General features: G+C 62.3%; 17 protein-coding genes. 6 read left to right on the top strand and 11 right to left on the bottom strand.

Annotated elements, in window-relative coordinates:
- Nucleotides 1-12: 12 nt before the first annotated feature.
- The 4 genes from ACK56M_RS27420 to betI all read right to left on the bottom strand — a co-directional run bounded on the left by ACK56M_RS27420 (nucleotide 13) and on the right by betI (nucleotide 5,964).
- Nucleotides 13-1,755 (bottom strand): potassium/proton antiporter, encoded by a 1,743-nt coding sequence (locus ACK56M_RS27420; RefSeq protein ID WP_013974590.1) that lies wholly within the window; start codon nucleotides 1,753-1,755, stop codon nucleotides 13-15.
- A gap of 264 nt (nucleotides 1,756-2,019) precedes the next feature.
- The gene (gene betA, locus ACK56M_RS27415) at nucleotides 2,020-3,717 is read right to left on the bottom strand and encodes a choline dehydrogenase (protein WP_015272125.1); all 1,698 of its coding nucleotides are present in this window, start codon (nucleotides 3,715-3,717) and stop codon (nucleotides 2,020-2,022) included.
- Between the two features lie 78 nt (nucleotides 3,718-3,795).
- A complete protein-coding gene (gene betB / locus ACK56M_RS27410) occupies nucleotides 3,796-5,268 on the bottom strand; it encodes a betaine-aldehyde dehydrogenase (RefSeq protein WP_015272124.1) in 1,473 nt (490 codons plus the stop codon).
- Nucleotides 5,269-5,307: 39 nt separating this feature from the next.
- A complete protein-coding gene (gene betI / locus ACK56M_RS27405; protein ID WP_003259891.1) occupies nucleotides 5,308-5,964 on the bottom strand; it encodes a transcriptional regulator BetI in 657 nt (218 codons plus the stop codon).
- A 533-nt stretch (nucleotides 5,965-6,497) separates the two neighbouring features.
- Between betI and ACK56M_RS27400 the strand changes: the two genes are divergently transcribed.
- Both ACK56M_RS27400 and ACK56M_RS27395 read left to right on the top strand, forming a co-directional pair.
- Nucleotides 6,498-8,444: a BCCT family transporter gene (locus tag ACK56M_RS27400; protein WP_223998156.1), complete on the top strand. Its 1,947-nt coding sequence runs from the start codon at nucleotides 6,498-6,500 to the stop codon at nucleotides 8,442-8,444.
- Nucleotides 8,445-8,564: 120 nt separating this feature from the next.
- Nucleotides 8,565-13,211 carry a dermonecrotic toxin domain-containing protein gene (locus ACK56M_RS27395; RefSeq protein WP_217189986.1) on the top strand — a complete coding sequence of 1,549 codons (4,647 nt, stop codon included), beginning with the start codon at nucleotides 8,565-8,567 and terminating at the stop codon, nucleotides 13,209-13,211.
- On the opposite strand, the gene ACK56M_RS27390 is transcribed toward ACK56M_RS27395, so the two are convergent.
- The 4 genes from ACK56M_RS27390 to gpmI form a co-directional block, all read right to left on the bottom strand.
- A complete protein-coding gene (locus tag ACK56M_RS27390; protein ID WP_100412789.1) occupies nucleotides 13,195-13,983 on the bottom strand; it encodes a divergent polysaccharide deacetylase family protein in 789 nt (262 codons plus the stop codon). The genes ACK56M_RS27395 and ACK56M_RS27390 overlap by 17 nt on opposite strands.
- Nucleotides 13,984-13,991: 8 nt before the next feature.
- Nucleotides 13,992-15,308 carry a S41 family peptidase gene (locus ACK56M_RS27385; RefSeq protein WP_015272120.1) on the bottom strand — a complete coding sequence of 439 codons (1,317 nt, stop codon included), beginning with the start codon at nucleotides 15,306-15,308 and terminating at the stop codon, nucleotides 13,992-13,994.
- A 78-nt stretch (nucleotides 15,309-15,386) separates the two neighbouring features.
- Nucleotides 15,387-16,691 carry a murein hydrolase activator EnvC family protein gene (locus ACK56M_RS27380; RefSeq protein ID WP_015272119.1) on the bottom strand — a complete coding sequence of 435 codons (1,305 nt, stop codon included), beginning with the start codon at nucleotides 16,689-16,691 and terminating at the stop codon, nucleotides 15,387-15,389.
- Between the two features lie 231 nt (nucleotides 16,692-16,922).
- A complete protein-coding gene (gpmI, locus tag ACK56M_RS27375; RefSeq protein ID WP_054572194.1) occupies nucleotides 16,923-18,458 on the bottom strand; it encodes a 2,3-bisphosphoglycerate-independent phosphoglycerate mutase in 1,536 nt (511 codons plus the stop codon).
- Between the two features lie 206 nt (nucleotides 18,459-18,664).
- On the opposite strand from gpmI, the gene ACK56M_RS27370 reads away from it, so the two are divergent.
- Genes ACK56M_RS27370 through secB form a run of 3 tightly spaced genes read left to right on the top strand, consistent with a single transcriptional unit; the run spans nucleotide 18,665 to nucleotide 19,859 of the window.
- Nucleotides 18,665-19,078 carry a rhodanese-like domain-containing protein gene (locus ACK56M_RS27370; RefSeq protein WP_003259887.1) on the top strand — a complete coding sequence of 138 codons (414 nt, stop codon included), beginning with the start codon at nucleotides 18,665-18,667 and terminating at the stop codon, nucleotides 19,076-19,078.
- 1 nt (nucleotide 19,079) lies between these two features.
- Nucleotides 19,080-19,334: a glutaredoxin 3 gene (gene grxC / locus ACK56M_RS27365; RefSeq protein WP_003249204.1), complete on the top strand. Its 255-nt coding sequence runs from the start codon at nucleotides 19,080-19,082 to the stop codon at nucleotides 19,332-19,334.
- Nucleotides 19,335-19,373: 39 nt separating this feature from the next.
- On the top strand, nucleotides 19,374-19,859 hold the full coding sequence (gene secB / locus ACK56M_RS27360) for a protein-export chaperone SecB (RefSeq protein ID WP_013974581.1): 486 nt from the start codon (nucleotides 19,374-19,376) through the stop codon (nucleotides 19,857-19,859).
- Nucleotides 19,860-20,021: 162 nt separating this feature from the next.
- Here the strand turns inward: secB and trmL are convergent, their stop codons facing one another.
- On the bottom strand, nucleotides 20,022-20,483 hold the full coding sequence (trmL, locus tag ACK56M_RS27355; RefSeq protein WP_013974580.1) for a tRNA (uridine(34)/cytosine(34)/5-carboxymethylaminomethyluridine(34)-2'-O)-methyltransferase TrmL: 462 nt from the start codon (nucleotides 20,481-20,483) through the stop codon (nucleotides 20,022-20,024).
- On the opposite strand from trmL, the gene ACK56M_RS27350 reads away from it, so the two are divergent.
- Nucleotides 20,482-20,919: a hypothetical protein gene (locus ACK56M_RS27350; RefSeq protein WP_015272117.1), complete on the top strand. Its 438-nt coding sequence runs from the start codon at nucleotides 20,482-20,484 to the stop codon at nucleotides 20,917-20,919. The genes trmL and ACK56M_RS27350 overlap by 2 nt on opposite strands.
- Before the next feature lie 440 nt (nucleotides 20,920-21,359).
- On the opposite strand, the gene ntrC is transcribed toward ACK56M_RS27350, so the two are convergent.
- Both ntrC and glnL read right to left on the bottom strand, forming a co-directional pair.
- Complete coding sequence (gene ntrC / locus ACK56M_RS27345; protein WP_013974578.1) at nucleotides 21,360-22,796, bottom strand: nitrogen regulation protein NR(I); 1,437 nt, start codon at nucleotides 22,794-22,796, stop codon at nucleotides 21,360-21,362.
- Complete coding sequence (gene glnL, locus ACK56M_RS27340; protein ID WP_013974577.1) at nucleotides 22,793-23,878, bottom strand: nitrogen regulation protein NR(II); 1,086 nt, start codon at nucleotides 23,876-23,878, stop codon at nucleotides 22,793-22,795. The genes ntrC and glnL overlap by 4 nt, the downstream gene beginning before the upstream one ends.
- Between the last annotated feature and the right edge of the window lie 237 nt (nucleotides 23,879-24,115).

Raw genomic sequence — 24,115 nt, 5'->3', positions numbered from 1 at the left:
CAGAAACGAAGTTTAGAGGAACAATCCTGGTCCGGGTCGCGTTCCTTCGGGGAATCTGACGCCTACTTTCTGAATCTTGTTCCCGTCCATGGTGGCCACGGTCCAGATCGTGCCATGCCATTCGACCTGGTCACCTACTACTGGAGCGCCTCCGACCTTCTGTCGGATGAACTGGGCCAGTGGCATTTTCGCGTCCAGGCCGTCGAGTTTCAGACCGTACAACGCTGCCACCGCACCCAGTTCGGCATCGCCTTCGAGCACGAAGTCGCCGAAGAAACGCAGGTCGAGGCCACGTTGTGGCGCCTGGCTGAACAGCTTGCCCAGGGCCGGCAGGTTGTGCTCGTGGCCGATCACACAGAGCATGTCGCCTACTTCCAGTACCGTACTGCCGGACGGGTGCAGCAGTTGCTCGCCCCGGAACAGCGCGGCGATTCGCGTGCCTTCGGGCATCTTCAGCTCGCGCAGGGCGGCGCCGATGCACCATTTTTCGGCACCCAGGCGGTAGACGAACATTTCCCACTCGCTGGTGATGTGCACTTCCAGCGCCGAACGGGAGATCGGCGCCGGGTCTGGCGGTACCGTCACTTTCAGCAGCTTGGCCATCCACGGCAGGCTGGTGCCTTGCACCAGCAGCGACACCAGCACGATGAAGAAGGCCAGGTTGAAGAACAGCTGGGCGTCCGGCAGGCCGGCCATCAGCGGGAACACCGCGAGGATGATCGGTACCGCACCGCGCAGGCCGACCCAGGAAATGAAGGCCTTTTCACGGCCGTGGAAGGCCTTGAACGGCAACAGGCTGGCGACCACCGACAGCGGGCGCGCTACCAGGATCATCCACAGCGCCAGGCCCAGCGCCGGCAGGGCGATGGGCAGCAGGTCATGGGGCGTAACCAGCAGCCCCAGCACCAGGAACATGCCGATCTGCGCCAGCCACGCCATGCCGTCGAGCATGTGCAGGATGCCGTGGCGGCTGCGGATGGGCTTGTTGCCCAGCACCAGGCCGCACAGGTACACGGCAAGGAATCCGCTGCCATGCAGGGCGTTGGTCAGCGAGAACACCACCAGGCCGCCAGCGATCACCAGGATTGGGTACAGGCCGCCAGCCAGCTTGATGCGGTTGACCAGTTGCAGCATCAGCCAGCCGCCGCCCAGGCCCACCAGCCCGCCGATGCCGAATTCGCGCAGCAGGTGGGTGAGCAGGCTCCAGTGCAGGCCGGTCTGGCCGCTGGCGATCATGTCGATCAGGGTGACGGTGAGGAAAACTGCCATCGGGTCGTTGCTACCCGACTCGATCTCCAGGGTGGCCGTGACCCGCTCGTTCAGGCCTTTGCCGCCGAGCAGCGAGAACACCGCCGCAGCGTCGGTGGAACCGACGATGGCGCCGATGAGCAGGCCCTGGATCAGGCTCAGGTCGAACAGCCAGGCGGCGACCAGGCCCGTGAGGGCGGTGGTGATCATTACGCCGATGGTGGCCAGCGACAGCGCCGGCCACAGCGCCACGCGGAAGCTCGCCACCCGTGTGCGCAGGCCACCGTCGAGCAGGATCACGGCCAGAGCCAGGTTGCCCACCAGGTAGGCGGTCGGATAGTTGTTGAAGATGATGCCGCCACCATCGACGCCGGCGATCATGCCGACCGCAAGGATGATGACCAGGATAGGGATGCCCAGGCGCGACGACAGCGAACTGACCAGGATACTTGCGCCCACCAGCAATGCGCCGATCAGGAACAGGCTGTTGATGGTGCTTGCATCCAAAGGCAGGTACTCCGGGGACCGCGGGGGAGGGGACTTGATAGCATGACGCTAGCAGGTCGCGTGCCAAATGATTCTAACCTGATGAATTGGCAGGCTGTAAAGCGTTTCTGCAGATGAAAAAAAGGCACCGCGGTGGGTGCCTTTTCGGGTGTTGCCTGGGTGGGCCTCTTCGCGGGCGCGCCCGCTCCCACAGGTGAATCACAAATCTCAAGTTCTGTGAGAGTCCTGTGGGAGCGGGCATGCCCGCGAAAGGGCCGGTGCAGTTTACGCCTGCTTGATTTCACGCATCGGCTTGCCCTTCACCGGTGCATCGCCCGCCACGTAGTACTTGGCAGTGCTGCGCGGCAGCGGCTTGCGGCCACGGATCTTGTCCGAGATTTTCTCGGCGATCATGATCGTGGTGGCGTTGAGGTTACCGGTGATGATCAGCGGCATGATCGACGCATCGACCACACGCAGGCCCTTCATGCCATGCACGCGGCCTTCGCCGTCGACCACCGCCATGTCGTCGGTGCCCATCTTGCACGAGCAGGACGGGTGGAAGGCGGTTTCGGCGTGCTCACGGATGAACTTGTCCAGCTCTTCATCGGTCTGCACGTGCGCGCCGGGGCTGATCTCACGGCCACGGTACGGGTCCAGTGCCGGCTGGGCCATGATTTCACGGGTCAGGCGGATGCCGTCACGGAATTCCTGCCAGTCCTGCTCGGTGGACATGTAGTTGAACAGAATGCTCGGGTGTTGGCGCGGGTCCTTCGACTTGGCCTGGATGCGGCCGCGGGCAGGCGAGCGCATGGAACCCATGTGTGCCTGGAAGCCGTGTTCCTTCACGCCATTGGAGCCGTTGTAGTTAATGGCCACTGGCAGGAAGTGGTATTGAATGTTCGGCCATTTGAATTCAGGGCGGGTACGAATGAAACCACCGGCCTCGAACTGGTTGCTGGCGCCGATGCCGGTGCCGTTGAACATCCACTCGGCACCGATGGCCGGCTGGTTCCACCACAGCAACGACGGGTACAGCGACACCGGCTGGGTGCAGGCGTACTGCAGGTACAGCTCCAGGTGGTCCTGCAGGTTTTCGCCAACGCCTGGCAGATCGTGCACCACCGGGATGTCGAGGCTTTCCAGCAGGGCGCGCGGACCAACGCCGGAGCGCTGCAACAGCTGCGGCGAAGCGATGGCGCCGGAGCTGACGATGACTTCCTTGCGGGCACGGGCTTCAACGCGCTCTTCGCTGTCACCGACCAGGTAGGTCACGCCGATGGCGCGCTTGCCGTCGAACAGCACGCGGTCAGTCAGGGCGTGGGTGACGATGGTCAGGTTCGGGCGCTTCTTGGCCTGGTCCAGATAGCCACGGGCGGTGCTGGAGCGGCGGCCGTTCTTGGTCACCGTACGGTCCATCGGGCCGAAGCCTTCCTGCTGGTAGCCATTCAGGTCTTCGGTGCGCGGGTAACCGGCCTGCACGCCGGCTTCGACCATGGCGTGGAACAGCGGGTTGTTGCCGGCTTTCGGCGTGGTCACGCTGACCGGGCCTTCGCCACCGTGGTAGTCGTTCGGGCCGATGTCGCGGGTTTCGGCCTTGCGGAAGTACGGCAGGCAGTCCAGATAGGTCCAGTCTTCCAGGCCTGGCAGTTCTGCCCAGCCATCGAAGTCCAGGGCATTACCGCGGATGTAGCACATGCCGTTGATCAGCGACGAGCCACCCAGGCCTTTGCCGCGACCGCATTCCATGCGGCGGCCGTCCATGTACGGCTCCGGATCGGTCTCGTAGGCCCAGTTGTAGCGGCGGCCCTGCAGTGGGAAGGCCAGGGCTGCTGGCATCTGGGTGCGGAAGTCGAAGCGGTAGTCGGGGCCACCGGCTTCCAGCAGCAATACGGTGACGCCTGCGTCTTCGGTCAGGCGGGTCGCCAGGGTGTTACCGGCCGAACCGGCACCGACGATGATGTAATCGAATTCTTGGGACATGAAAGTACCCTCGTGTTGGCGGTGTTCAGGGAGCAGGAACGCCCGTGCGCTGAGGCACGGGCGTGGCTGGACAGGGCCTTAGAAGACCGAGTTGTAGCCGCCCAGCTCGACCTGGACCGACTTGATGCGGGTGTATTGAGCCAGCGAGCTGACGCCGTTCTCACGGCCGACGCCCGACTGCTTGTAGCCACCGACCGGCATTTCGGCCGGCGATTCGCCCCAGGCGTTGATCCAGCAGATACCGGCTTCCAGCTTGTGGATGATGCGGTGAGCGCGGGTGATGTCGTTGGTGCAGACACCGGCGGCCAGGCCGTACTCGGTGTCGTTGGCGCGACGGATGACTTCTTCTTCGGTTTCGTAGGTGAGGATGCTCATCACCGGGCCGAAGATCTCTTCCTTGACGATGGTCATGTCGTCGGTGCAGTCGGTGAACACGGTCGGGGCCACGAATGCACCCTTGGCGAAATCACCGGCGGTCAGACGCTCGCCACCGCACAGCACGCGTGCGCCTTCTTCCTTGCCCTTGGCGATGTAGCCAAGCACGCTTTCCATGTGCTGGAAGCTGACCAGCGGGCCGAAGTTGGTGTTTTCGTCTTCCGGGTTGCCAGCGCGGATGCGGGCAACGCGCTCGACGATCTTGGCCTCGAAGGCAGCTTTCATATCAGCCGGGATGAACACGCGGGTGCCGTTGGTGCAAACCTGGCCCGAGCTGTAGAAGTTGGCCATCATGGCGATGTCGGCGGCCTTGTCCAGGTCGGCGTCGGCGCAGATGATCAGTGGCGACTTGCCGCCCAGCTCCATGGTGACTTCCTTGAGCGACGAGCTCGAGGCGCTGGCCATAACCTTCTTGCCGGTGGTGGTGCCGCCGGTGAAGGAGACTTTTTCGATGCGTGGGTGTTCGGTCAGCCAGGTGCCGACTTCACGGCCGCTGCCGGTCAGGACGTTGAACACGCCGTTCGGCAAGCCGGCTTCGGTGTAGATCTCGGCCAGCTTCAGGGTGGTCAGCGAGGTGACTTCCGACGGCTTGAAGATCATCGCGTTGCCGGCGGCCAGGGCCGGGGCGGATTTCCACAGGGCGATCTGGATCGGGTAGTTCCAGGCACCGATACCGGCGGTCACGCCCAGCGGCTCGCGGCGGGTGTAGACGAAGGACGATTCACGCAGCGGGATCTGCTCGCCTTCGATGGCCGGAACCAGGCCAGCGTAATACTCCAGCACGTCGGCGCCGGTGACGATGTCGACGTAGCGGGTTTCCGAGTACGACTTGCCGGTGTCCAGAGTTTCCAGCATGGCCAGCTCGTCGTTGCGCTCGCGCAGGATCTCGACGGCGCGGCGCAGGATGCGCGAACGCTGCATGGCGGTCATCGCGGCCCAGACCTTCTGGCCTCGCTCGGCGCTTTCGACGGCCTTCTCGACGTCAGCCTCGGTGGCACGTTGCACGTGGGCGAGGACTTCGCCGGTAGCCGGGTTGATGGCTTCGAAGGTGGCATCGCTGCCAGCGTCGACGTAAGCGCCATCAATGTAGAGTTTTTGCGTTCCGAAACGGGCCATAGTGTCCTCGCAAGTGCAGTGTGTGGTTTGGCTTGCGCGTCACGCTCCTGCTGGGTTGGCAAGGGCCGTGCGCGGTTGTTCAGCGGCCTGGTCGTTTGTACCCAGGGTGTGCTGTTTAGCCAGTTGTAGATCCATGTATTCGTAAGCAATCCGTATCGCCTGGTCGGTGTCGAATGCATCACCCGACAGGGCGCCACGCAGCCACAAGCCGTCGATCAAAGCTGCCAGGCCGCGGGCTGCCTTGCGCGCATGGTAGAGCGGCAGCGCGCGGCGGAACTGGCAGCACAGGTTGGAATACAAGCGGTGGTCGTTGATCCGCTGCAACCTGTGCAAATCGGGCTGGTGCATGCTGGAAGCCCAGAAGGCCAACCAGGTTTTCATCGCCGGGCCGTTTACCTGGCTGGCATCGAAGTTGCCCTCGATGATCACTTTCAGGTGGGCGCGCGGGCTGTCGTCCGTCAGGGCCTGGCGACGTGCTCTAACACCTTCGTTGAGCATGTTCATGATGTAACCCATCGTCGCTGCTATCAGGCCGTTCTTGTCCCGAAAGTAGTGACTGATGATGCCGTTCGACACACCGGCCAAACGGGCAATCAGCGCAATGCTGGCGTCACCCAGTCCGACCTGATCGACCGCCTGCAACGTGGCTTCGATCAACTGCTGGCGGCGGATGGGTTGCATACCGACCTTGGGCATCTTGCGTTCTCCTCAGGCCTGCGAGCAGACGACGGGCGGCTGACTCGGCGAAGGCCAGTCTATTTTGTTTTGATTGAACGTTCAATCAATAAAGAATAAGCTCTGCGACAATTTGTGCCATTGACAGTTTTTAAGGCGGTCGAGAAGGCACGGATTGACACCCCAGGAAATCGCGTAACCCCCTGAATACAAGGCGTTGACGGGCATGAGCGATGCGAAATGCAGATTCTGCCGTGCGGTCATGGACCCTGCGGCGGGCCCTTGGAGCGGGCGGGGTGATCTGTGACCAATGCGCGCACCTCAGCTGAGGCGTGGCATTTGCAGCAGGCCACCTGTCTGTTTTTTGCAACGTATCGATTCGGGATCACGGTTTCCAAGGGTGCTTTTATAACACCTGATGCAGTGGGGATATTCCACCAATTGCTCGGGAAAGACTGATTAGCCTCCACAGCCGCACTGCCCGGAGCATTCGTGCAATGAGTTCTGCCTCACTTACCAACCCTCCGGCCGAGAGGGTACGGGTCAACCGCGTGGTGTTCTTCACCTCCGCGCTGATGATTCTCGTTTTGACTGCCTTGCTTATCGCTGTACCCGAAACCGCCGGCCAAGTGCTGGGCGTGGCCCAGAAATGGCTGACGCGCACCTTCGGCTGGTATTACATGCTGGTGATCGGCGGTTACCTGCTGTTCGTCATCTACCTGGCCTTCTCCGACTACGGCAAGCTCAAGCTTGGCGGCAAGGATGACCAGCCCGACTTCAGCTATGGCGCCTGGGCCGGCATGCTGTTCTCCTCCGGTATCGGCATTTCGCTGTTGTACTTCGGCGCCTCCGAGCCGCTGGACCACTACTTCAACCCACCGGAAGGCACTTCTGCCAGCCTCGACGCAGCGCGTCAGGGCCTGCAGCTGACCTTCCTGCACTGGGGTTTGCACGGCTGGGCGATCTACGCCCTGGTCGGCTTGGCCGTGGGTTACTTCGCCTACCGCCACAATCAGCCACTGGCCCTGCGCTCGGCGCTGTACCCGCTGGTCGGTGAGCGTTGGGTCAAGGGTGCTGCGGGCAATGCCGTGGACATCTTCGGCATGTTCGTAACCCTGCTGGGCCTGGTGACCAACCTGGGCATCGGCTCGATGCAGGTGGCCTCCGGGCTGGAATACCTGTTCGGCATGGATCACAGCAAGACCAACCTGCTGGTGGTGATCCTGGTCATGGCCGGCGTCGCCACCGTGGCGGCGGTCTCGGGTGTGGAAAACGGCATTCGCCGCCTGTCCAACCTCAACATCGTGCTGTTCAGCGGCTTGCTGATCTTCGTCCTGCTGGGCGGCGAAACCCTGCACTTGCTTAACGGCTTCGTGCAGAACATCGGTGACTACCTCAACGGCATCGTGCTGAAAACCTTCGACCTCTACGTATATGAAGGCGAAGCTGGCAAGTCCGAACGCTGGCTGGGCCTGTGGACCGTGTTCTACTGGGCCTGGTGGATTTCCTGGGGCCCGTTCGTCGGCATGTTCATTGCCCGTATCTCCAAGGGTCGCACCGTGCGCCAGCTGGTCAGCGGCGTGTTGCTGATCCCGCTGGGCTTCACCCTGGCCTGGCTGTCGATCTTCGGCAACACCGCGCTGGACCTGGTGATCAACCAAGGCGCCGTGGAACTGGGCAAGACCGCCCTTGAACAGCCGTCGATGTCGATCTACCAGCTGCTGGAATACTTCCCGGCGGCCAAGATCGTGATCGGTGTAGCGGTGTTCGTCGGCTTCGTGCTGTTCCTCACCCCGGCCGACTCCGGCGCGGTGATGATGGCCAACCTGTCGTGCAAAGGTGGCAAGGTCGACGAAGACGCCCCGCACTGGATGGTGGTGTTCTGGTCGGTGGTCATCACCCTGGTCACCATCGGCCTACTGTTCGCCGGTAACTTCGAAGCCATGCAGACCATGGTGGTGCTGGCGGGTCTGCCGTTCTCGGTGGTGCTGGTGCTGTTCATGTTCGGCCTGTACAAGGCCATGAAGCAGGACGTGGCGGTGGAGCAGGAGCGTGCCGAGCTGGCCGCACGTGGCCGTCGTGGCTTCAGCGAGCGCCTGACCCAGCTGGAGCTGCAGCCGACCCAGGCCGTTGTACAGCGCTTCATGGACAAGCAGGTCAGCCCGGCGCTGAAAGAAGCTGCCGCGCAGTTGCAGACCCTGGGCTTCGAGGTGGAAACCCGGGTTGGCCAGTCGCGCAACATGATGGGCCTGCGGGTGATGATGGAAGAGGGCAACCCGTTCGTCTATGAAGTGAGCCTGGATGGCTACCTGGCCGCGCCGAGCGAAGCGCCGGTGGAAGGTGAGCCGGAGGTGCGCCAGCGCTTCTACCGCGCCGAGGTATACCTGCACGATGGCAGCCAGGAGTACGACCTGATGGGCTTTGCGCCGGAGCAGATCGTGCGTGATGTGCTGGACCAGTTCGAAAGCCACCGCCAGTTGCTGGGGCGTGTGTACAGCTGATTCTTGAGCGGTGAGGAGGCCCTGCAGGACGCAGGGCCTTTTTCATGGGCAAGCAATAATTAGCCCGGGTAACGGACAAGTTTGCTTCAGCCTGCCGGTTTTCTTCCGGAGGCATGCTTTATGAAACGTTCCGTTATTCCCACATTCGATTTTCAGTACGCTGCAGCCAGTCAGTTCAGTGGTCGGCCAACATTGCGGCAGGTGACCAGCGAGCAGCTGTGGACCGTGCTGCAGGAGAAGCTGTCCTGGCTTGCCTTTGTGAAGCCGGCGCTGTCCAACGCCGACCCTCTCATGCTGGATAGTCCCGACCCCAGCACGCCTTACTGGACCACGCAACCGCTGGTCGACCGTGTGCTCCAGGCATTGCTCGAAGCACAGCCGCTGGACATCGAGCCTGTCGGTGAGCGGCATCACAATCTTGCATTGACCTCCTCATACCGTTTTCCTGGCTCGGACAGCGCGTTCGACACCCGTCAACTGAGCGGCCTGTCCGATGCACTCGACGAACTGGTGCAACGGTTGCCACGGCTGTTCTGCGAGGCACAGCTCAAGTACTGGAGTGACAAGGGCAGTGCGGGAGTGAGCCGTGACCAGTGGCTGCAATTACTGCTCAAGACTACGCTTTTGCGCGGCCTGCCACTGCAAGGGCTGGATGTTCAGGAGCAGGCCTGCATCCGCGGGTTGATCCGCGGTGGCGCTGCCCAGCCCTCGGTCTATTTCGTCAAAGCCAGCCTGACTTGTGGGTCGATTCAATACGACCAGATGCTCAGTCACCTGCTGGTCACTGCCGATTACGATGAGCGGCAAGTGGTGCTCTGGTGCGCCCCGTCCGGTATCACGCGCAGCTTCGCCTCGTTGATCGATTTCGGTAACGCGCTGCGCAACGAACTGGCGCGGCACTACAGCTTCCAAAGCCTGTCGTGGACGCGTCAGCCGGTCGAGGGCAACGTCTTTGCCCAACAGGTTTCGCTGTTGCTTGAGTCCATGTTCCTGGCTTTCGACCAGATGCGCTTCAGTGGCTTGGCGGATGTGGCTTCGCTGGAGCAACGTTTTGCCGAGCTGAGCGACCCGGCGGCCTGGTTCGTGCGCTACGAAGACGACACGCCAGCCACCGTAGCCCCGCCGGGGCTCAGGGCCAGCGCCCCGCAGGACAGCTTTGCCTGTCGCGCCGCGTTGTTGCAACTCTCCCTCGACCAACTGGATGCCGGAGGTGTTTCGGTGCTGGACGGCATCCAGTCATTGACGGCGTATACCGCGCAGCAACTGACCGAGCAGATAAAAAGCGAGCACGGGGACGAAATTTCTCCAGATCAGGTGCTTCTTGACCTGTACATCGCCCGGGGTGTGCCTGGTGGCGCTGCGACTGGAGCCGGCGGTGGCGAGCCACTGGCGTTCGTGGGCACCAAGTCGCTTACCGAATTCGCCATTGGTAACCTTGCTTCGCTCAAGGGCGCGTACATCAAGCAGGTCCGCCATCAGAAGAGCATCAAGCTTCCGAAGTGGCTGAATGCCGATGCAGCGAAGCGATTGGTCACCCAGGTAGACATTGGTGGCCGCTACCCGGCCTATGTTGCCGGACAGTTGGATGATCAGGCCATGCGTGCCGAGCGCGTCGAGCTTTTGGGCAGGGAGTGGCGAAGCGCGTTTCTTTCCAGCGCCATTTCGGCCAGGCTCGACGCTAAAGTCTCCGAGGTGGGTTTACAGTGCGTGGTCGATTTTTGCGCAGGTCATCAGGACCCCTTGGTTCCGCGCATGTCACTGATCCCCTTGGCTTTCAGGCGCAGCCGCCATTCGCGCAAGAAAGACACTGTGCGCGGCATGTACTTGCTGTTCTGCGCCGAGCCGGCAAAGGTTCTGGTGTACCGCCCGCTATATCGACAGGACACGGTTCGCGAGTACGCAAGCCTTGAGGCCTTGCTTGCACATATTCGTGAGTCGGCTCTCTTCCAAGAGAGCATTCTTGACTGGATCGACCCGACCGCGCGCGACGTATATGCAGAGGGTGGTTTCAGCGAGCCGCACATTGTGAGTATTGGTATCGACCCTTATACGCTCCCGGCCAAGCCGGAGCCGGCGATGCTCGACCTGAAGCTGTGGCGCAACAAGGTTGACGAGAAAATCTACCAGGCCAATCGAGATCTGCTGGTCGAGCTGGCAGGGCTGGAATCGGTATCTGACGCCGAGAGCCGCTGGCAGCTCCTGTGCGAAGGCGCCTGGCTGTTGTTCGATGTGGTGACTCAGGCGATACGCGGTCCGGTCGCGTCTGTGGCCTGGTTGGTACAGTTTCTGGCTTCGCTGCAAAACGACTTGACCGCGTTGGAGCAGGGTGGTGAGTTCGATCGGTCTGCTGCAGTGGCCGACTTGTTGCTCAACCTCGGGATGACGCTGCTGCATGCCCATCAACCGAAGCAGGAGACAGTGCCCACAAGGCGGCTGCCTGATGTTTCACTGTTCGAAGGACCTGACCGGCAAAACGGCGCGTTTGCCGAACTAGCTATCGAGGCGCGTGAAGAACCGGAAGGCACGCTGGGCGAACTGGGCAGCCAGGTGCTGGACTTTTCCTGGCGCGGCCAGCATGGGTTCAACTGGCTGCCCGCGCAACAGCGGCAAAGGTTGCAAGCCATGCGCTCCAGCGTCTCTGTCAATGGGTTGAAGCCTTTGACAGCGGGCGATGGTGAAGGCCTGTACCAGATCGATAAGAACTACTACGCGGCCATGGCTGGTGACCTCTATAGCGTGGAGTTGCTGGCTGAGGGAGTTCGGGTAGTCGATGCGACTGGCGGTTACGGGCCCTGGTTGGCATTTGTCGACGGGGCTTGGCGGGTGGATACGAAATTGCGCCTTGCAGGAGGGGCTCCCAGCCCCAGAACTTCGGTATCGGTCCGATTCAAGAAACTTTACGACCGCGTCGTCCAGTTGGATGCGGAAATCCCGAAGTTGAAGTCGACGGTTCAGGCAGCGAGTCAGCAGATGATGGCTTTGCACCAGAGCCTCGTCAAAATGGACGCGTTGAAGGCAAAGGCGCAGGAGGATGTGAATTCGGCCCCGGCAGGTACCGATACGACAGCTCTCCGGTCACTGACCGCGCAGTATGAACAACGAGCGATGGATGCGCGGGAAAGTATCGCCCAGCAGCGTGAGCAAATCGTTTCGCTGCTTGAAGAGGCCATTGGCAAGGAAGACGAACAGCTAAAGCTGTTGATCACGATGGCGGAACCCAAATATGCCGGGCAACGCCAAAAAGATGGGTTGGATAAGCCTGTTGCCAAGCATGAAGAGAATGCTCGCACAGAGCTGATTCGCGATTGTGTCTTCGTTTACAACGAGCTCTGGAGCCTTACGGACTATCCGCAACTTGCCGCGCTGCAACGGGCTATTGATGGTAAGCCATTGGCTGAAGTCGGCGAACAATATGCTGCGTTTCGTATCAAGCTGGAGCAGGTGGTGGAGTATCAGGACCGCATGCTCGCCATACGAGTGCACCTGGACAATTTGCTGGCCGAGTCGCCGGTTGAGCTTGTCATACCTTCCAACCCCCCTGGTGACCATCGCACAGTGGGGCATCTGATCGACGAAAGACCGTTTTCGACCGTGCAGATGCGCTTCCATCAGGTGCAGAACCTGGCAGACCTGGCCTTGCACCTCAATGCTCCCGGCGGCCTCCAGACAGTCGCCCGCTACCGTGACGAACTGGTCAGCACGGCCTTGCGCAATGCCGCAGAGACTCATGGGGAGCTTGACTTCGCCAATCTGACGGCAGACGACCGCATCGTGATCCTGCAAGAGGCATGGGATGAGTACTCTGCCGCATTACTCAACAGTGCCCGCATTCTCCGTGAAGGTGGCGAACTGATCGAACCCGTGATGCTCGAGCGGTATCGCAACCATGTAAAGCAACTGAAGGAAGATGCAGGACAGCGGCTGGTTGCCGCGATCTCGGAGCAGGAGGGTGGAACGGTCGCGCAAAAGCGCAGGCCCTACAAGGTGTCTACCGAAGAGCAGCGAGTGGTGCGCAACCTTGCTGGGCAGTTGATGATCGGGGTGGAAAGGACGATAGACGAAAGCCAGATCGTTGAAGTGCGGGAGACGTTCAGTGAAGAAGTACTGGCAACCTTCGACCTGGTGGATGGGGAATGGCGACAGCGTGAAAGCAAGCGCCCTTCATTGTCGGACGAAGCCGCTCCAACTGACCTGCCCATGTGGGTACAGGCGCTTCTGGACGAGAGCGATGCAGTCAGGGAGCAGGCCAAGGACTATGTCAAGCACGACATCAAAGGGGCGTTGCTCAAGCAGTTGTTCGATCAGCATCTGGAAAAGCTGAATCAGGCACTCAGTGTGGTGCGTGATGCCGGAGGAAACGACAAGCTGATCAGGACGCTGGAAGTGGATCTGGACAAGTTGGAGGCGGATAAAACATTTCAGATGACCACGCTCTATACCGACACCAAGTATCCGTCGGCCGAAGGTTTGCAGTATCTCCACGGAAAGCGCCTGATACAGGTCGAATATGTGGAGCGGCGCACCATGCAGGATGGCAGCGCTTTTGACGAATACCGGATCCGGCGTCTACCGAGCAAGCTGAGCCTCTGGGCTGCACACTTCCATTTACCCTCGCTGGACGCTAACGCTGATAATTTCACGGTGGGTCACCTCAAGACTTGGAAGCAGCGCAGTTTGAGTAGCCAGGCCGCTGCAGCTGCGGGCCAGCGGGTGCACAGGGGAAGACTTACGCTGGCCGAGGCCCGAGGAATCATTCCTTTCCGTTGAGCCGGCCAACGGGGGCAGTGGGGTGGTGCCTGATATGTGCAGGCATCGTCTGATTGCCCCGCTCGGCAATCATCTGTTCCAGGCCGATCAGCTCTACGCCCTGGCGCTTCAGCCGGGGCAGTTCGCGTTCGAGCACTTCGAGGGTTTGCGGATAAGGGTGGCCGATCAGCACGGCTGAGCCTTGTTTGCGAGCCAGTTCGACCCCGTGCTGCAATTCGCTGCCGATGGCCTCGACCGTACGTACGTTGTCCAGAAATACATCGCGGGATACCTGTGCCAGGCCCTGGGCCTGAGCCTGGAATGCGGCTACCGTGGCAGCGCTGGTGCGGCTGTCGACAAAGAACAGGTGCCTGCGTTGCAGGTCAGCCATCAGCATCGCCATTGCTTCGGGTTCGGCGGTCATGCGGCTGCCCATGTGGTTGTTGATGCCGACTGCGCCCGGCACCTGCGCCAGGGCGGCGTCCAGGCGCCGGGCCAGCTCCGGCAGAGGCGTGCCGGGGTGCCAGGCGTAAGGGCCGGTGGCCGGGTCCATGGGCATGTGCAGGATCACCGTCTTGCCAGCCTTGTGCGCCTGGCGGGCAAAGTCGGTGGCATGCGGGGTGTCGGGCATGATCGCCATGGTCACCGGACCTGGCAGGGCCAAGGTGCGGCTGTCGCGCTCGCTGCTCTGGCCGAGGTCGTCGATGATGATGCTCATGTAGGCCTTGCCGGCCGGCGCCGCTTGCGCGACCCCTGCCATCAGGCAGAACAGCAGACACAGCAGATAACGCATGGAGTGGATCAGTCGCCCTTGGTGATGTTCAGGCCTTTGAGCAGGCTCAGAGCCTGGCTCAGCTGGAAGTCGTCATCCTGCGGGCGCTCCTTGCGCTTGCCGCTGCCGGTCGGGCGGTCGGCACCGCCGTTGCCGTTGCCCAGGTGGCCCTGCAGGTCGGCTTCCTTGAAGTTGTCGGTGTCGGCTTCGGCGGTGAGCTTGGCCGGGCGCACTTCGATGTCGGGGACGATGCCCTGGGCCTGGATCGAGCGGCCGTTGGGGGTGAAGTACAGCGCGGTGGTGAGCTTCAGGGCACGGTCGTTGGCCAGTGGCAGCACGGTCTGCACCGAGCCTTTGCCGAAGCTGTCGGTGCCCATCAGCACGGCGCGTTTCTGGTCTTGCAGGGCGCCGGCGACAATTTCCGAGGCCGAGGCACTGCCGCCGTTGATCAGCACCACCAGTGGCACGCCGTCGCTGGCGTCGGCCGGGTCGGCCGAGAAGCGCAGCTCGGAGTTGGCGATGCGGCCCTTGGTGTAGACGATCAGGCCCTTGGTCAGGAAGTGGTCGGCCACTTCCACCGCCGACTGCAGCACGCCGCCCGGGTTGTTGCGCAGGTCCAGCACCACGCCGCGCAGCTTCTTGCCGTTGTCCTTGCGCAGTTTGGCCAGGGCCTTGCCTACTTCGTCGCCGGTCTTGACCTGGAACTGGGTAATGCGGATGTAGCCGTAGTCGTTCTCCAGCAGCTGGCTCTTCACGCTCTTGACCTGGATGACCGCGCGGGCCAGGGTCACGTCGAAGGGGGTGCCGCCGTCACGCACCAAGGTCAGGGTGATTTTCTCGCCCACCTTGCCACGCATCTTGTCGACCGCTTCGGTCATGGTCTGGCCACGGGTCGGGGCGCCGTTGATCTTGACGATCAGGTCGCCGGCCTGCACGCCGGCACGCGATGCCGGGGTGTCGTCGATCGGCGAGACCACCTTGATGAAGCCGTCTTCCTGGCCTACTTCGATGCCCAGCCCGCCGAACTCGCCGCTGGTGCTTTCCTGCAGCTCCTGGAAGTCCTCTGGGCCGAGGTAGGCCGAGTGCGGGTCGAGGTTGCTGAGCATGCCCTTGATGGCATTTTCCAGCAGGGTCTTGTCATCCACCGGCTCCACATAGGCCGCCTTGATGCGGTCCATGACCTCGGCGAAGGTGCGCAGCTCTTCAAGCGGCAGTGGCGCCTTGGCGGTCACCTCGGTGGCCGGTACTGCGGCCGGCTTGGCCGGCTCCGCGGCAGTGGCCAGGGGCGCGCCGACCGCCAGGGCGATGGACAGGGCCAGCTGGGTGAGACGAGGCGAGTGCAGCATGTCGAACGAACTCCTGATCCTGTAAGCGCTCCCTGGGGAGCATCGGCGCAGCCCGTGGGCTACCCCGTAGAAATTTGACTAGCCCCGGCACCACTGCGAAGGGTCGGTAGGCCGGCCCTGCTGGCGGATGGCGAAGTACAAGCCGGCAGCGTCCTGGCCGCCGCTGTCGCCAACGGTGGAAATGGCCTCGCCGGCCTTGACGATATCACCGGCGCTCTTGAGCAGGCTCTGGTTATGGCCGTACAGGCTCAGGTAACCGTTGCCATGGTCGAGAATGACCAGAAGCCCGGCACCGCGCAACCAGTCGGCGAACACCACGCGCCCGCCGTGCACGGCACGTACCTGAGTGCCCGGGTTGGCGCTGATCATCACCCCGTCCCACTTGGCACGGGCATCGCTGCCGCGGGCATCACCGAAACGTGCCAGCAATCGACCATTGACTGGCCAGGGAAGTTTTCCCCGTGCGGCAGAAAATGCGCCGCCGTAGTTCGCGCCGTCGCTGGAAACCAGCGGGCCCAGGGTGGTGCGGGCCTTTTTCGGTGGCTCCACCGGTTCGCGGGCCTGTTCGCGAGCGGCAGCGGCAGCGAGGGCTTCCTGCTGGCGGCGCTTTTCCGCTTCCTGCTGGGCCAGCAAGGCCTTCTTGCGCGCTTCTTCGGCCTCGCGGGCCTGGCGGGCGAGGGTTTCCTCGATGGTCTTGAGTACCTTGGACAGGTCGGCCTGATCCTGCTCGCGCGATTGCAGCTTCTGGTCGCGGTCCTTCATGTCGCTGTTGAGCTTGGCCAGCACCTGCTGGCGCTTGCCACGCTCGGTTTCCAGGGCCTGGCGGCGGCTGTCGAGGTCGGCGCGCTGGGCCAGCAGCTGTTGCTGCTGGGTAGCGATTTCCTGTTCGACGTTGGCCAGCTGGCGCAGGGTCTCGTTGAAGGTGCGCAGTTGCTCCAGGCGCGCCTTGCTCAGGTAGTCGTAGTAGGTGAGGGTGCGGGCAAACTTCTCGGGGTTCTGCTGGTTGAGCAGCAGCTTGAGGTATTCCTCGCGGCCGTTCTGGTAGGCCGAACGGGCCTGGATGGCGATCAGTCGCTGTTGTTCAACGCGGGCGCTCTGGAGTTTTTTTTTCTCGGTATCAAGGCGCTCCAGCTCGCCCTCGGTCTTTTTTAGTTCTTGCTGCAGGGCCTCCACCTGCTTTTCGAGGTTGCCGATATCGGTCTCGGTGGCTTTGAGGTCCTTTTGCACACCGGCCTTTTCTTCCTGGAGCTTGCCCAGCGTCTTCTTGAGCTCGGCAATGTCCTGGCGGGTGGCGTCCAGTTGCTGCTGGGTCTGCGCACGCTCATCGGCAAAGGCCGGGCTGAGCAGGCAAGACAGGGCTAGGAGGATCAGGGCGCGAAGCATGGGGTTTGGCGTACCAAGGATGGAGACTGGCCTAGTATGCCCGCGCGGGCGGGCAAAAAAAACGCCTCGCTGCGGGTGCAGAGGGGCGTTTGTCTGGAATTCATGTGTTATTGGGGCTGCTGTGCAGCCCATTCGCAGCACAAGGCTGCTCCTACAGGCATTGCATGAGCCCTTTGTAGGAGCAGCCTTGTGCTGCGAATGGGCCGCAAAGCGGCTCCCTTTGGCACCGAATCAGGCATCGACCAGAATCGAGGTACCAGTCATTTCCACCGGCTTTTCCAGCCCCAGCAGCTTCAGCATGGTCGGCGCCACATCGGCCAGCACGCCGCCGTCACGCACCTTGACGTTGCGCTTGCCCACATAGATGAACGGTACCGGCTCGGTGGTATGCGCGGTGTGCGCCTGGCCGGTGCACTCGTCTTCCATTTGCTCGACGTTGCCATGGTCGGCGGTGATCAGCGCTTCGCCGCCGACCTTGTCCAGTGCTTCGACGATACGCCCGACGCAGCCATCCAAGGCCTCGACGGCCTTCACCGCAGCCTCGAACACGCCGGTATGGCCGACCATGTCGCCGTTGGCGTAGTTGACCACGATCACGTCATAACGCTGTTGCTCGATAGCCTCGACGATGCGGTCGGTAACTTCCGGTGCGCTCATTTCCGGCTGCAGGTCGTAGGTGGCGACCTTCGGCGACGGGATCAGAATGCGCTCTTCGCCTTCGAAAGGCTCTTCACGGCCGCCGGAGAAGAAGAAGGTGACATGGGCATACTTCTCGGTCTCGGCGATGCGCAGCTGGGTCTTGCCGTTTTTCGCCAGGTACTCGCCCAGCACGTTGTTCAGACTGGCCGGGGCGAAGGCGGCGGGGGCCGGGATTTTTGCCGAGTACTGGGTCAGGCCGATGTAGGCGGCCAGTTTTGGCAGGCGGGCACGCGGAAATTCGTTGAAGTCGGCTTCGACGAACACGCGCGACAGTTCGCGGGCGCGGTCGGCGCGGAAGTTCATGAAGATCACCGCGTCGCCGTCTTCGACCTTGACTGCTTCACCAATGCGCGTGGCCTTGACGAACTCGTCGCTCTCGTCGCGGGCGTAGGCCGCTTCCAGGCCGGCCAAGGCGGTGTCGGCGGTGTATTCGGCAGCGCTGTCGACGATCAGGTTGTAGGCGGCGCTGACACGGTCCCAGCGGTTGTCACGGTCCATGGCGTAATAGCGGCCGATCAGGCTGGCGATGCGGCCCTTGCCCAGCTTGGCGAAGGTGGCGTCGAGCAGTTCGATGGACGACTGCGCGCTGCGTGGCGGCGTGTCGCGGCCATCGAGGAAGGCGTGCAGGTAGATCTTCTGCGCGCCGCGCTGCGCGGCCAGTTCGGCCATGGCTACCAGGTGGTCCTGGTGGCTGTGTACGCCGCCATCGGACAGCAGGCCGAGAATGTGCACAGCCTTGCCGGCACTGGCTGCCTTGTCCACGGCGCCGGTCAGTACCGGGTTCTCGAAGAACTCGCCGTCGCGGATGGCTTTGGTCACCCGGGTGAAATCCTGATACACCACGCGGCCGGCACCGAGGTTCATGTGACCGACTTCGGAGTTGCCCATCTGCCCGTCCGGCAGGCCGACATCCATGCCTGAGCCGGAAATGAGGCCATGCGGCTGGCTGGCGCGCAGGCGGTCATAGACCGGTGTGTTGGCGGCATAGATGGCGTTGTATTCGGGGCTTTCGCTGTGGCCGAAGCCATCCAGGATGATCAGGACCAGGGGTTTGGGCGTACTCGTCATCAATCAAACTCACGGTTGTTCAAAGATGATAAAGACACGCATTTTAGGGCAAATGCGCCACCGGCGGCGAATATTCGTCCTGTTCCCTGACCAGCGTGGCCAATGTGGCAACATGAAGGTACCTTTCCGGCCGGCCCGTCGGGCTTTGGTGGCAATAAGGGCCTGTGTATACTGGCCGGCATTTTCAATCGCGTGGAACACCCCAGATGGTTGCTAACCTGATTCAATTTGCGACAAACCACTACATCCTGGTGGCGATCTTCGTTGTTTTGCTGGTCGCGCTGCTGGTCAACGAAATCCGTCGCGGCGGCCAGAGCCTGAGCAACGGCCAGCTGACTGCCCTGGTCAATGCCGAGAAAGCCCTGGTCATCGACATTCGCCCGACCAAGGAATACTCCGCCGGTCACATCGTCGGTGCGGTGAACATCCCGCAGGACAAGCTGGTCAACCGCATGAGCGAGCTGGACAAGCACAAAGAGAAGACCCTGATCGTCGTCGACTCGATGGGCCAGCAGTCCGGCACCATCTGCCGCGAGCTGCTCAAGGCTGGTTACAACGCCGCCAAACTGAGCGGTGGCGTTTCCAGCTGGAAAGCCGATAACCTGCCCCTGGTGAAGTGATATGAAGCCCGTCATCGTCTATTCCAGCGACTACTGCCCCTACTGCATGCGCGCCAAGTACCTGCTCGAGAGCAAGGGCGTGGCCTTCGAGGAAATCAAGGTCGACGGTAAGCCACAGGTTCGTGCCGAGATGAGCCAGAAGGCCGGCCGTACATCTGTGCCGCAGATCTGGATCGGCAGCACCCACGTCGGTGGATGCGATGACCTTTATGCCCTGGAGCGCGCTGGCAAGCTCGACGCGCTGCTGGCGGCCTGATTTGCACTGCATTCAAAAACATTAGGATAAGGATCTGCCATGACTGACCAACAGACCAACGGCGCTGCTGCAGAAGACAACAGCCCTCAGTTCTCCATGCAGCGCATCTATGTGCGCGACCTGTCGTTCGAAGCCCCGAAAAGCCCGCAGATCTTCCGCCAGACCTGGGAGCCGAGCGTTGCCCTGGACCTGAACACCAAGCAGAAAGCCCTGGAAGGCGACTTCCACGAGGTGGTGCTGACCCTGTCGGTTACCGTCAAGAACGGTGACGAAGTGGCCTTCATCGCTGAAGTGCAGCAGGCCGGTATCTTCCTGATCAAGAATCTGGACGCGGCTTCGATGAGCCACACCCTGGGTGCGTTCTGCCCGAACATCCTGTTCCCGTACGCCCGCGAGACCCTGGACAGCCTGGTGACCCGCGGTTCGTTCCCGGCCCTGATGCTGTCGCCGGTCAACTTCGACGCCCTGTACGCGCAAGAAATGCAGCGCATGCAGGAAGCCGGCGAAGCGCCGACAGTGCAGTAATAGCTGCGTTTGAAAAAGGGCGACTTCGGTCGCCTTTTTTGTTGGCCTGTTCCGGCCCTATCGCCGGCAAGCCAGCTCCCACAGGTACTGCACAGGTTTCAAGGGCGGTGCGGTCCCTGCGGGAGCTGCCTTGCCGGCGATAGAGTCAGTGCAGGCAGCGCATCAACTGCCGGCAAACCCATTCTGCCGCCACGCCTCATACACCGTCACAGCCACGGTATTGGACAGATTCAGGCTGCGGCACCCGGGCCGCATGGGCAGGCGCAGGCGTTGTTCGGCCGGCAGGCTGTCCAGTACTTCGGCCGGCAGGCCGCGGCTTTCTGGCCCGAACAGGAAGGCATCACCCGGCTGGTAAGCCACTTCGTGGAACGGGTGCGAGCCCTTGGTGGTGAAGGCGAACAGCCGTGGGTTGCCCAGGCTTTCCAGGCATCCGGCCAGGCTTTCGTGGCGCTTGAGCGTGGCATACTCGTGGTAATCCAGCCCCGCGCGCCGCAGGCGCTTGTCGTCCAGCTCGAAGCTGATGGGCTCGATCAGGTGCAGGTCGCAGCCGCTGTTGGCGCAGAGGCGAATGATGTTGCCGGTATTCGGCGGAATTTCTGGTTGAAAAAGGATGACGTGAAACATGCACGGCTCCAAGCGTGAAGATGACGGGCATTCTACCCCCGAACCGGACGTGCGTTCGAAGGCGTTCCCGCGGGTGATGCTGTCGCTGGCGATCGTCGGCTTGATGGTAGGGCTGATGATCGGCCGCCTGACTACACCCGACGAGCGCGAGTTGCAGCAGGTGGAGGTGGTGCAGGATGGCCTGGAGCTGTGGTTCAACGAAGAGCCTCAGCTGCATGGCGAGAATGTGGACGGTACGGTAGCACTGTTGTTCCAGGCCCAAGGCAAGGCCCGGCAAGGGCAACTGAGCCTGCAGGGCAAGCCTGTGAGTTGGCGGGTGCAGAATAGCAAGGAAGGGCTGTTGCTGACGGTGGTGGCTGCGCGCCCCCTGCACGGCGAGTGGGCCGGTGCAGAGGACGCTGGGCGCTGGCGGTTGCAGGTGAAACTGCACGAATAAAAGAGGGGATATCCCGGCCTGCCTGTACCAGGGTCCCCGAAAGGGGTACTGCGTATAAAGGGGGGATGGCCCGGCCTGCCTGTACCGAGGTCCCCAAAACTGGCGATGTTGCGAATAAAAGAGGGGTTCACCCGGCCTGCCTGTACCAGGGCCCCCGAAACTGGATATGTATTGTTTATTGCAGGGGGCGTGCCAGTTTTGAAAAGCCCGTGAATCTGGGCTTTCAGGGTGAATTGGCCGTTTTTTGAGGGGATTTGTGCCTTAGTGAGGTGCATCGGGCACAGGATCGGTGCATCGAAGGGCTGAAATGTTTGGGGCCGCTTTGCGGCCCATCGCGACACAAGGCCGCTCCTACAGGGGATCGCATTCTCCTGTAGGAGCGGCCTTGTGTCGCGATGGGCTGCGCAGCAGCCCCAGAGAACTATGGGTTTACCTGGAACTCAGTGCTCGTCACCTTCCTCATCATCGCCCCCCGCCACATTCATCCCCAGTTCCTTGATCTTGCGCGTCAGGGTGTTGCGTCCCCAACCCAGCAACAGTGCCGCATCGCGCCGACGGCCAGCCGTGTGCTTGAGGGCTGTCTCGATCATGATCCGCTCGAAGCTCGGCACTGCGCTGTCCAGCAGGCTGGTCTGCCCACGCGCCAACGCCTGGTCGGCCCACTGGCGCAGGGCCTGCTCCCAGTTGGTTACCGGTGCGGCGTCCTGTGGCAGGTTCAGCAGCTCCGGCGGCAGGTCGCCGATCAGCACTTCGCGGCTGGAGGCCATCACGGTGATCCAGCGGCAGGTGTTCTCCATCTGCCGTACGTTGCCCGGCCACGGCAGATTGCGAATGAATTCCTCGGTTTCCGGCTTGAGGATCTTCGGCTCGACCGCCAGTTCCTGGGCGGCGCGGGCGAGGAAGTGGCGGGCGAGGGCAGGGATATCTTCGCGGCGGTCGGCCAGCCGCGGAATGTGGATGCGGATCACGTTCAGGCGGTGGAACAAGTCCTCGCGGAACTTGCCGGCCTGCACCAGCGACTCCAGGTTCTGGTGAGTGGCGGCGATGATGCGCACATCGACCTTGACCGGTACGTGGCCGCCCACGCGATAGAACTCGCCATCGGCCAGCACTCGCAGCAGGCGGGTCTGTGTGTCGGCGGGCATGTCGCCGATCTCGTCGAGGAACAGGGTGCCGCCGTCGGCCTGCTCGAAGCGCCCTCGGCGCAGGTTGGCGGCGCCGGTGAAGGCGCCCTTTTCATGGCCGAACAGCTCGGACTCCATCAGGTCCTTGGGGATGGCCGCCATGTTCAGGGCGATGAACGGTGAGGCCGCACGCGGGCTGTGGCGGTGCAGGGCGTGGGCCACCAGCTCCTTGCCGGTACCGGACTCACCGTTGATCAGCACGGTGATGTTGGAGTGGCTGAGGCGGCCGATGGCGCGGAACACCTCCTGCATTGCCGGTGCTTCACCGATGATTTCCGGGGTGCGCGCCAGACTCTGCGGCACATCCAGCCCTTGTTGCTCCTGGGCGTGCTGGTTGGCGCGCTTGACCAGCGAGACCGCCTCGTCCACATCGAATGGCTTGGGCAGGTACTCGAATGCACCGCCCTGGTACGACGCAACGGCGCTGTCCAGGTCGGAGTGGGCGGTCATGATGATGACCGGCAGGCGCGGGTGCTGCTCACGGATCTGTGCCAGCAGGTCGAGGCCGCTGGTGCCCGGCATGCGGATGTCGGAAATGATCACGTCAGGTTGCTGGCGTGCCAGGCGGCCCATGACGCCATCGGCGCTATCGAAGCTCTGGGTGGTCATGCCTTCCTGTTGCAGGGCTTTTTCCAGGACCCAGCGGATGGAGCGATCATCGTCGACGATCCATACGGTTTCACTTCGGCTCATGAGGCGGTGGCTCCTTGTTCCAGGGGCAGGTAGATCGAGAATGCGGTGTGGCCTGCATGGCTTTCACACTCGATCAGGCCCTGGTGCTGGCTGATGATGTTCTGGGTAATGGCCAGGCCCAGCCCGGTACCGTCCGGGCGACCGCTGACCATGGGATAGAAAAGGGTGTCCTGCAGTTCCGGCGGGATGCCCGGGCCGTTGTCGATGATCTCCACCCTCGCCACAAGGCGATGGCGCACATGGCCGATGGTGAACTGGCGCAGGGCACGGCTGCGCAGGGTGATGCGGCCCAGGCGCAGTTCGTTCTGCGAACTGATCGCCTGCATGGCATTGCGCACGATGTTGAGCACGGCCTGGATCATCTGCTCGCGGTCGACCAATACGTCAGGCAGGCTGGGGTCATAATCGCGCACCAAAGTGATGCAACCCTGGCTTTCGGCCTCGACCAGGCTGCAGACCCGCTCAAGCACTTCGTGGATGTTGGTCATGGCCAGCGACGGCAGCTTGTTCGAGCCGAGCATGCGGTCGACCAGGTTACGCAGGCGATCGGCTTCCTCGATGATCACGTTGGTGTAGTCGCGCAGGCCTTCTTCAGGCAGCTCGCGAGCCAGCAGCTGAGCTGCGCCGCGAATGCCGCCGAGGGGGTTCTTGATTTCATGGGCCAGGCCGCGTACCAGCATCTTTGTGGTTTCCTGCTTGCTCAGCTGGGCCTCTTCCTTGGTGATGCGCAGCAGCCGGTCGCGCGGGTGCACCTCGAGCAGCAGCAGGGTCTGGCCCTGGTGCAGGATCGGCGTAACCGCGTAGTCGACGGTGATGGTCTGCCCGGTCAGCGAGGTGAGCTGCGCTTCGCGCTTGGTGAACGGATGCGCCTGCTCGACCGCCTGGCGCAGCGAGCTGAGCGCTTCGGTCGACTCGGTGAACAGCTCGCTGATGAACTGCCCATGGCTGCGCTGGCCACTCACTGCCAGAAGCATTTCCGCGGCCGGGTTCATGTACTCCAGGCGCAGCTCGGCGTTGAGCAGCAGCGTGGCGGTGGTCAGGTTGTCCAGAAGTAGACGGTGCTGGGCATCGCTGATGGTCATAGGGCGTCGTCGACCTCTTTTGGCGCGTGTCGGGCATGGGCGCGGCCATGGTCGGGCGCGCGGTGGATCCGCTGATTCCAGTCTTTGGGCAAAAAATGCAAGAACCAAACCAAGGCTCCGAAAAGAAGCGGAATTTGCCGATAAAGCCCTGGAAACGGGAAAATTCGCACCAGAATGAACTGATTAAACGGTTCATGTGATCGCTTTTGGGGTGCATTCGGGGGCGTTAGTCCACAG

Origin of the sequence: Pseudomonas sp. s4, assembly GCF_046764235.1 — a bacterium.
GTDB lineage: Bacteria > Pseudomonadota > Gammaproteobacteria > Pseudomonadales > Pseudomonadaceae > Aquipseudomonas > Aquipseudomonas asiatica.
This window is presented reverse-complemented; position numbering and strand designations above follow the sequence as displayed.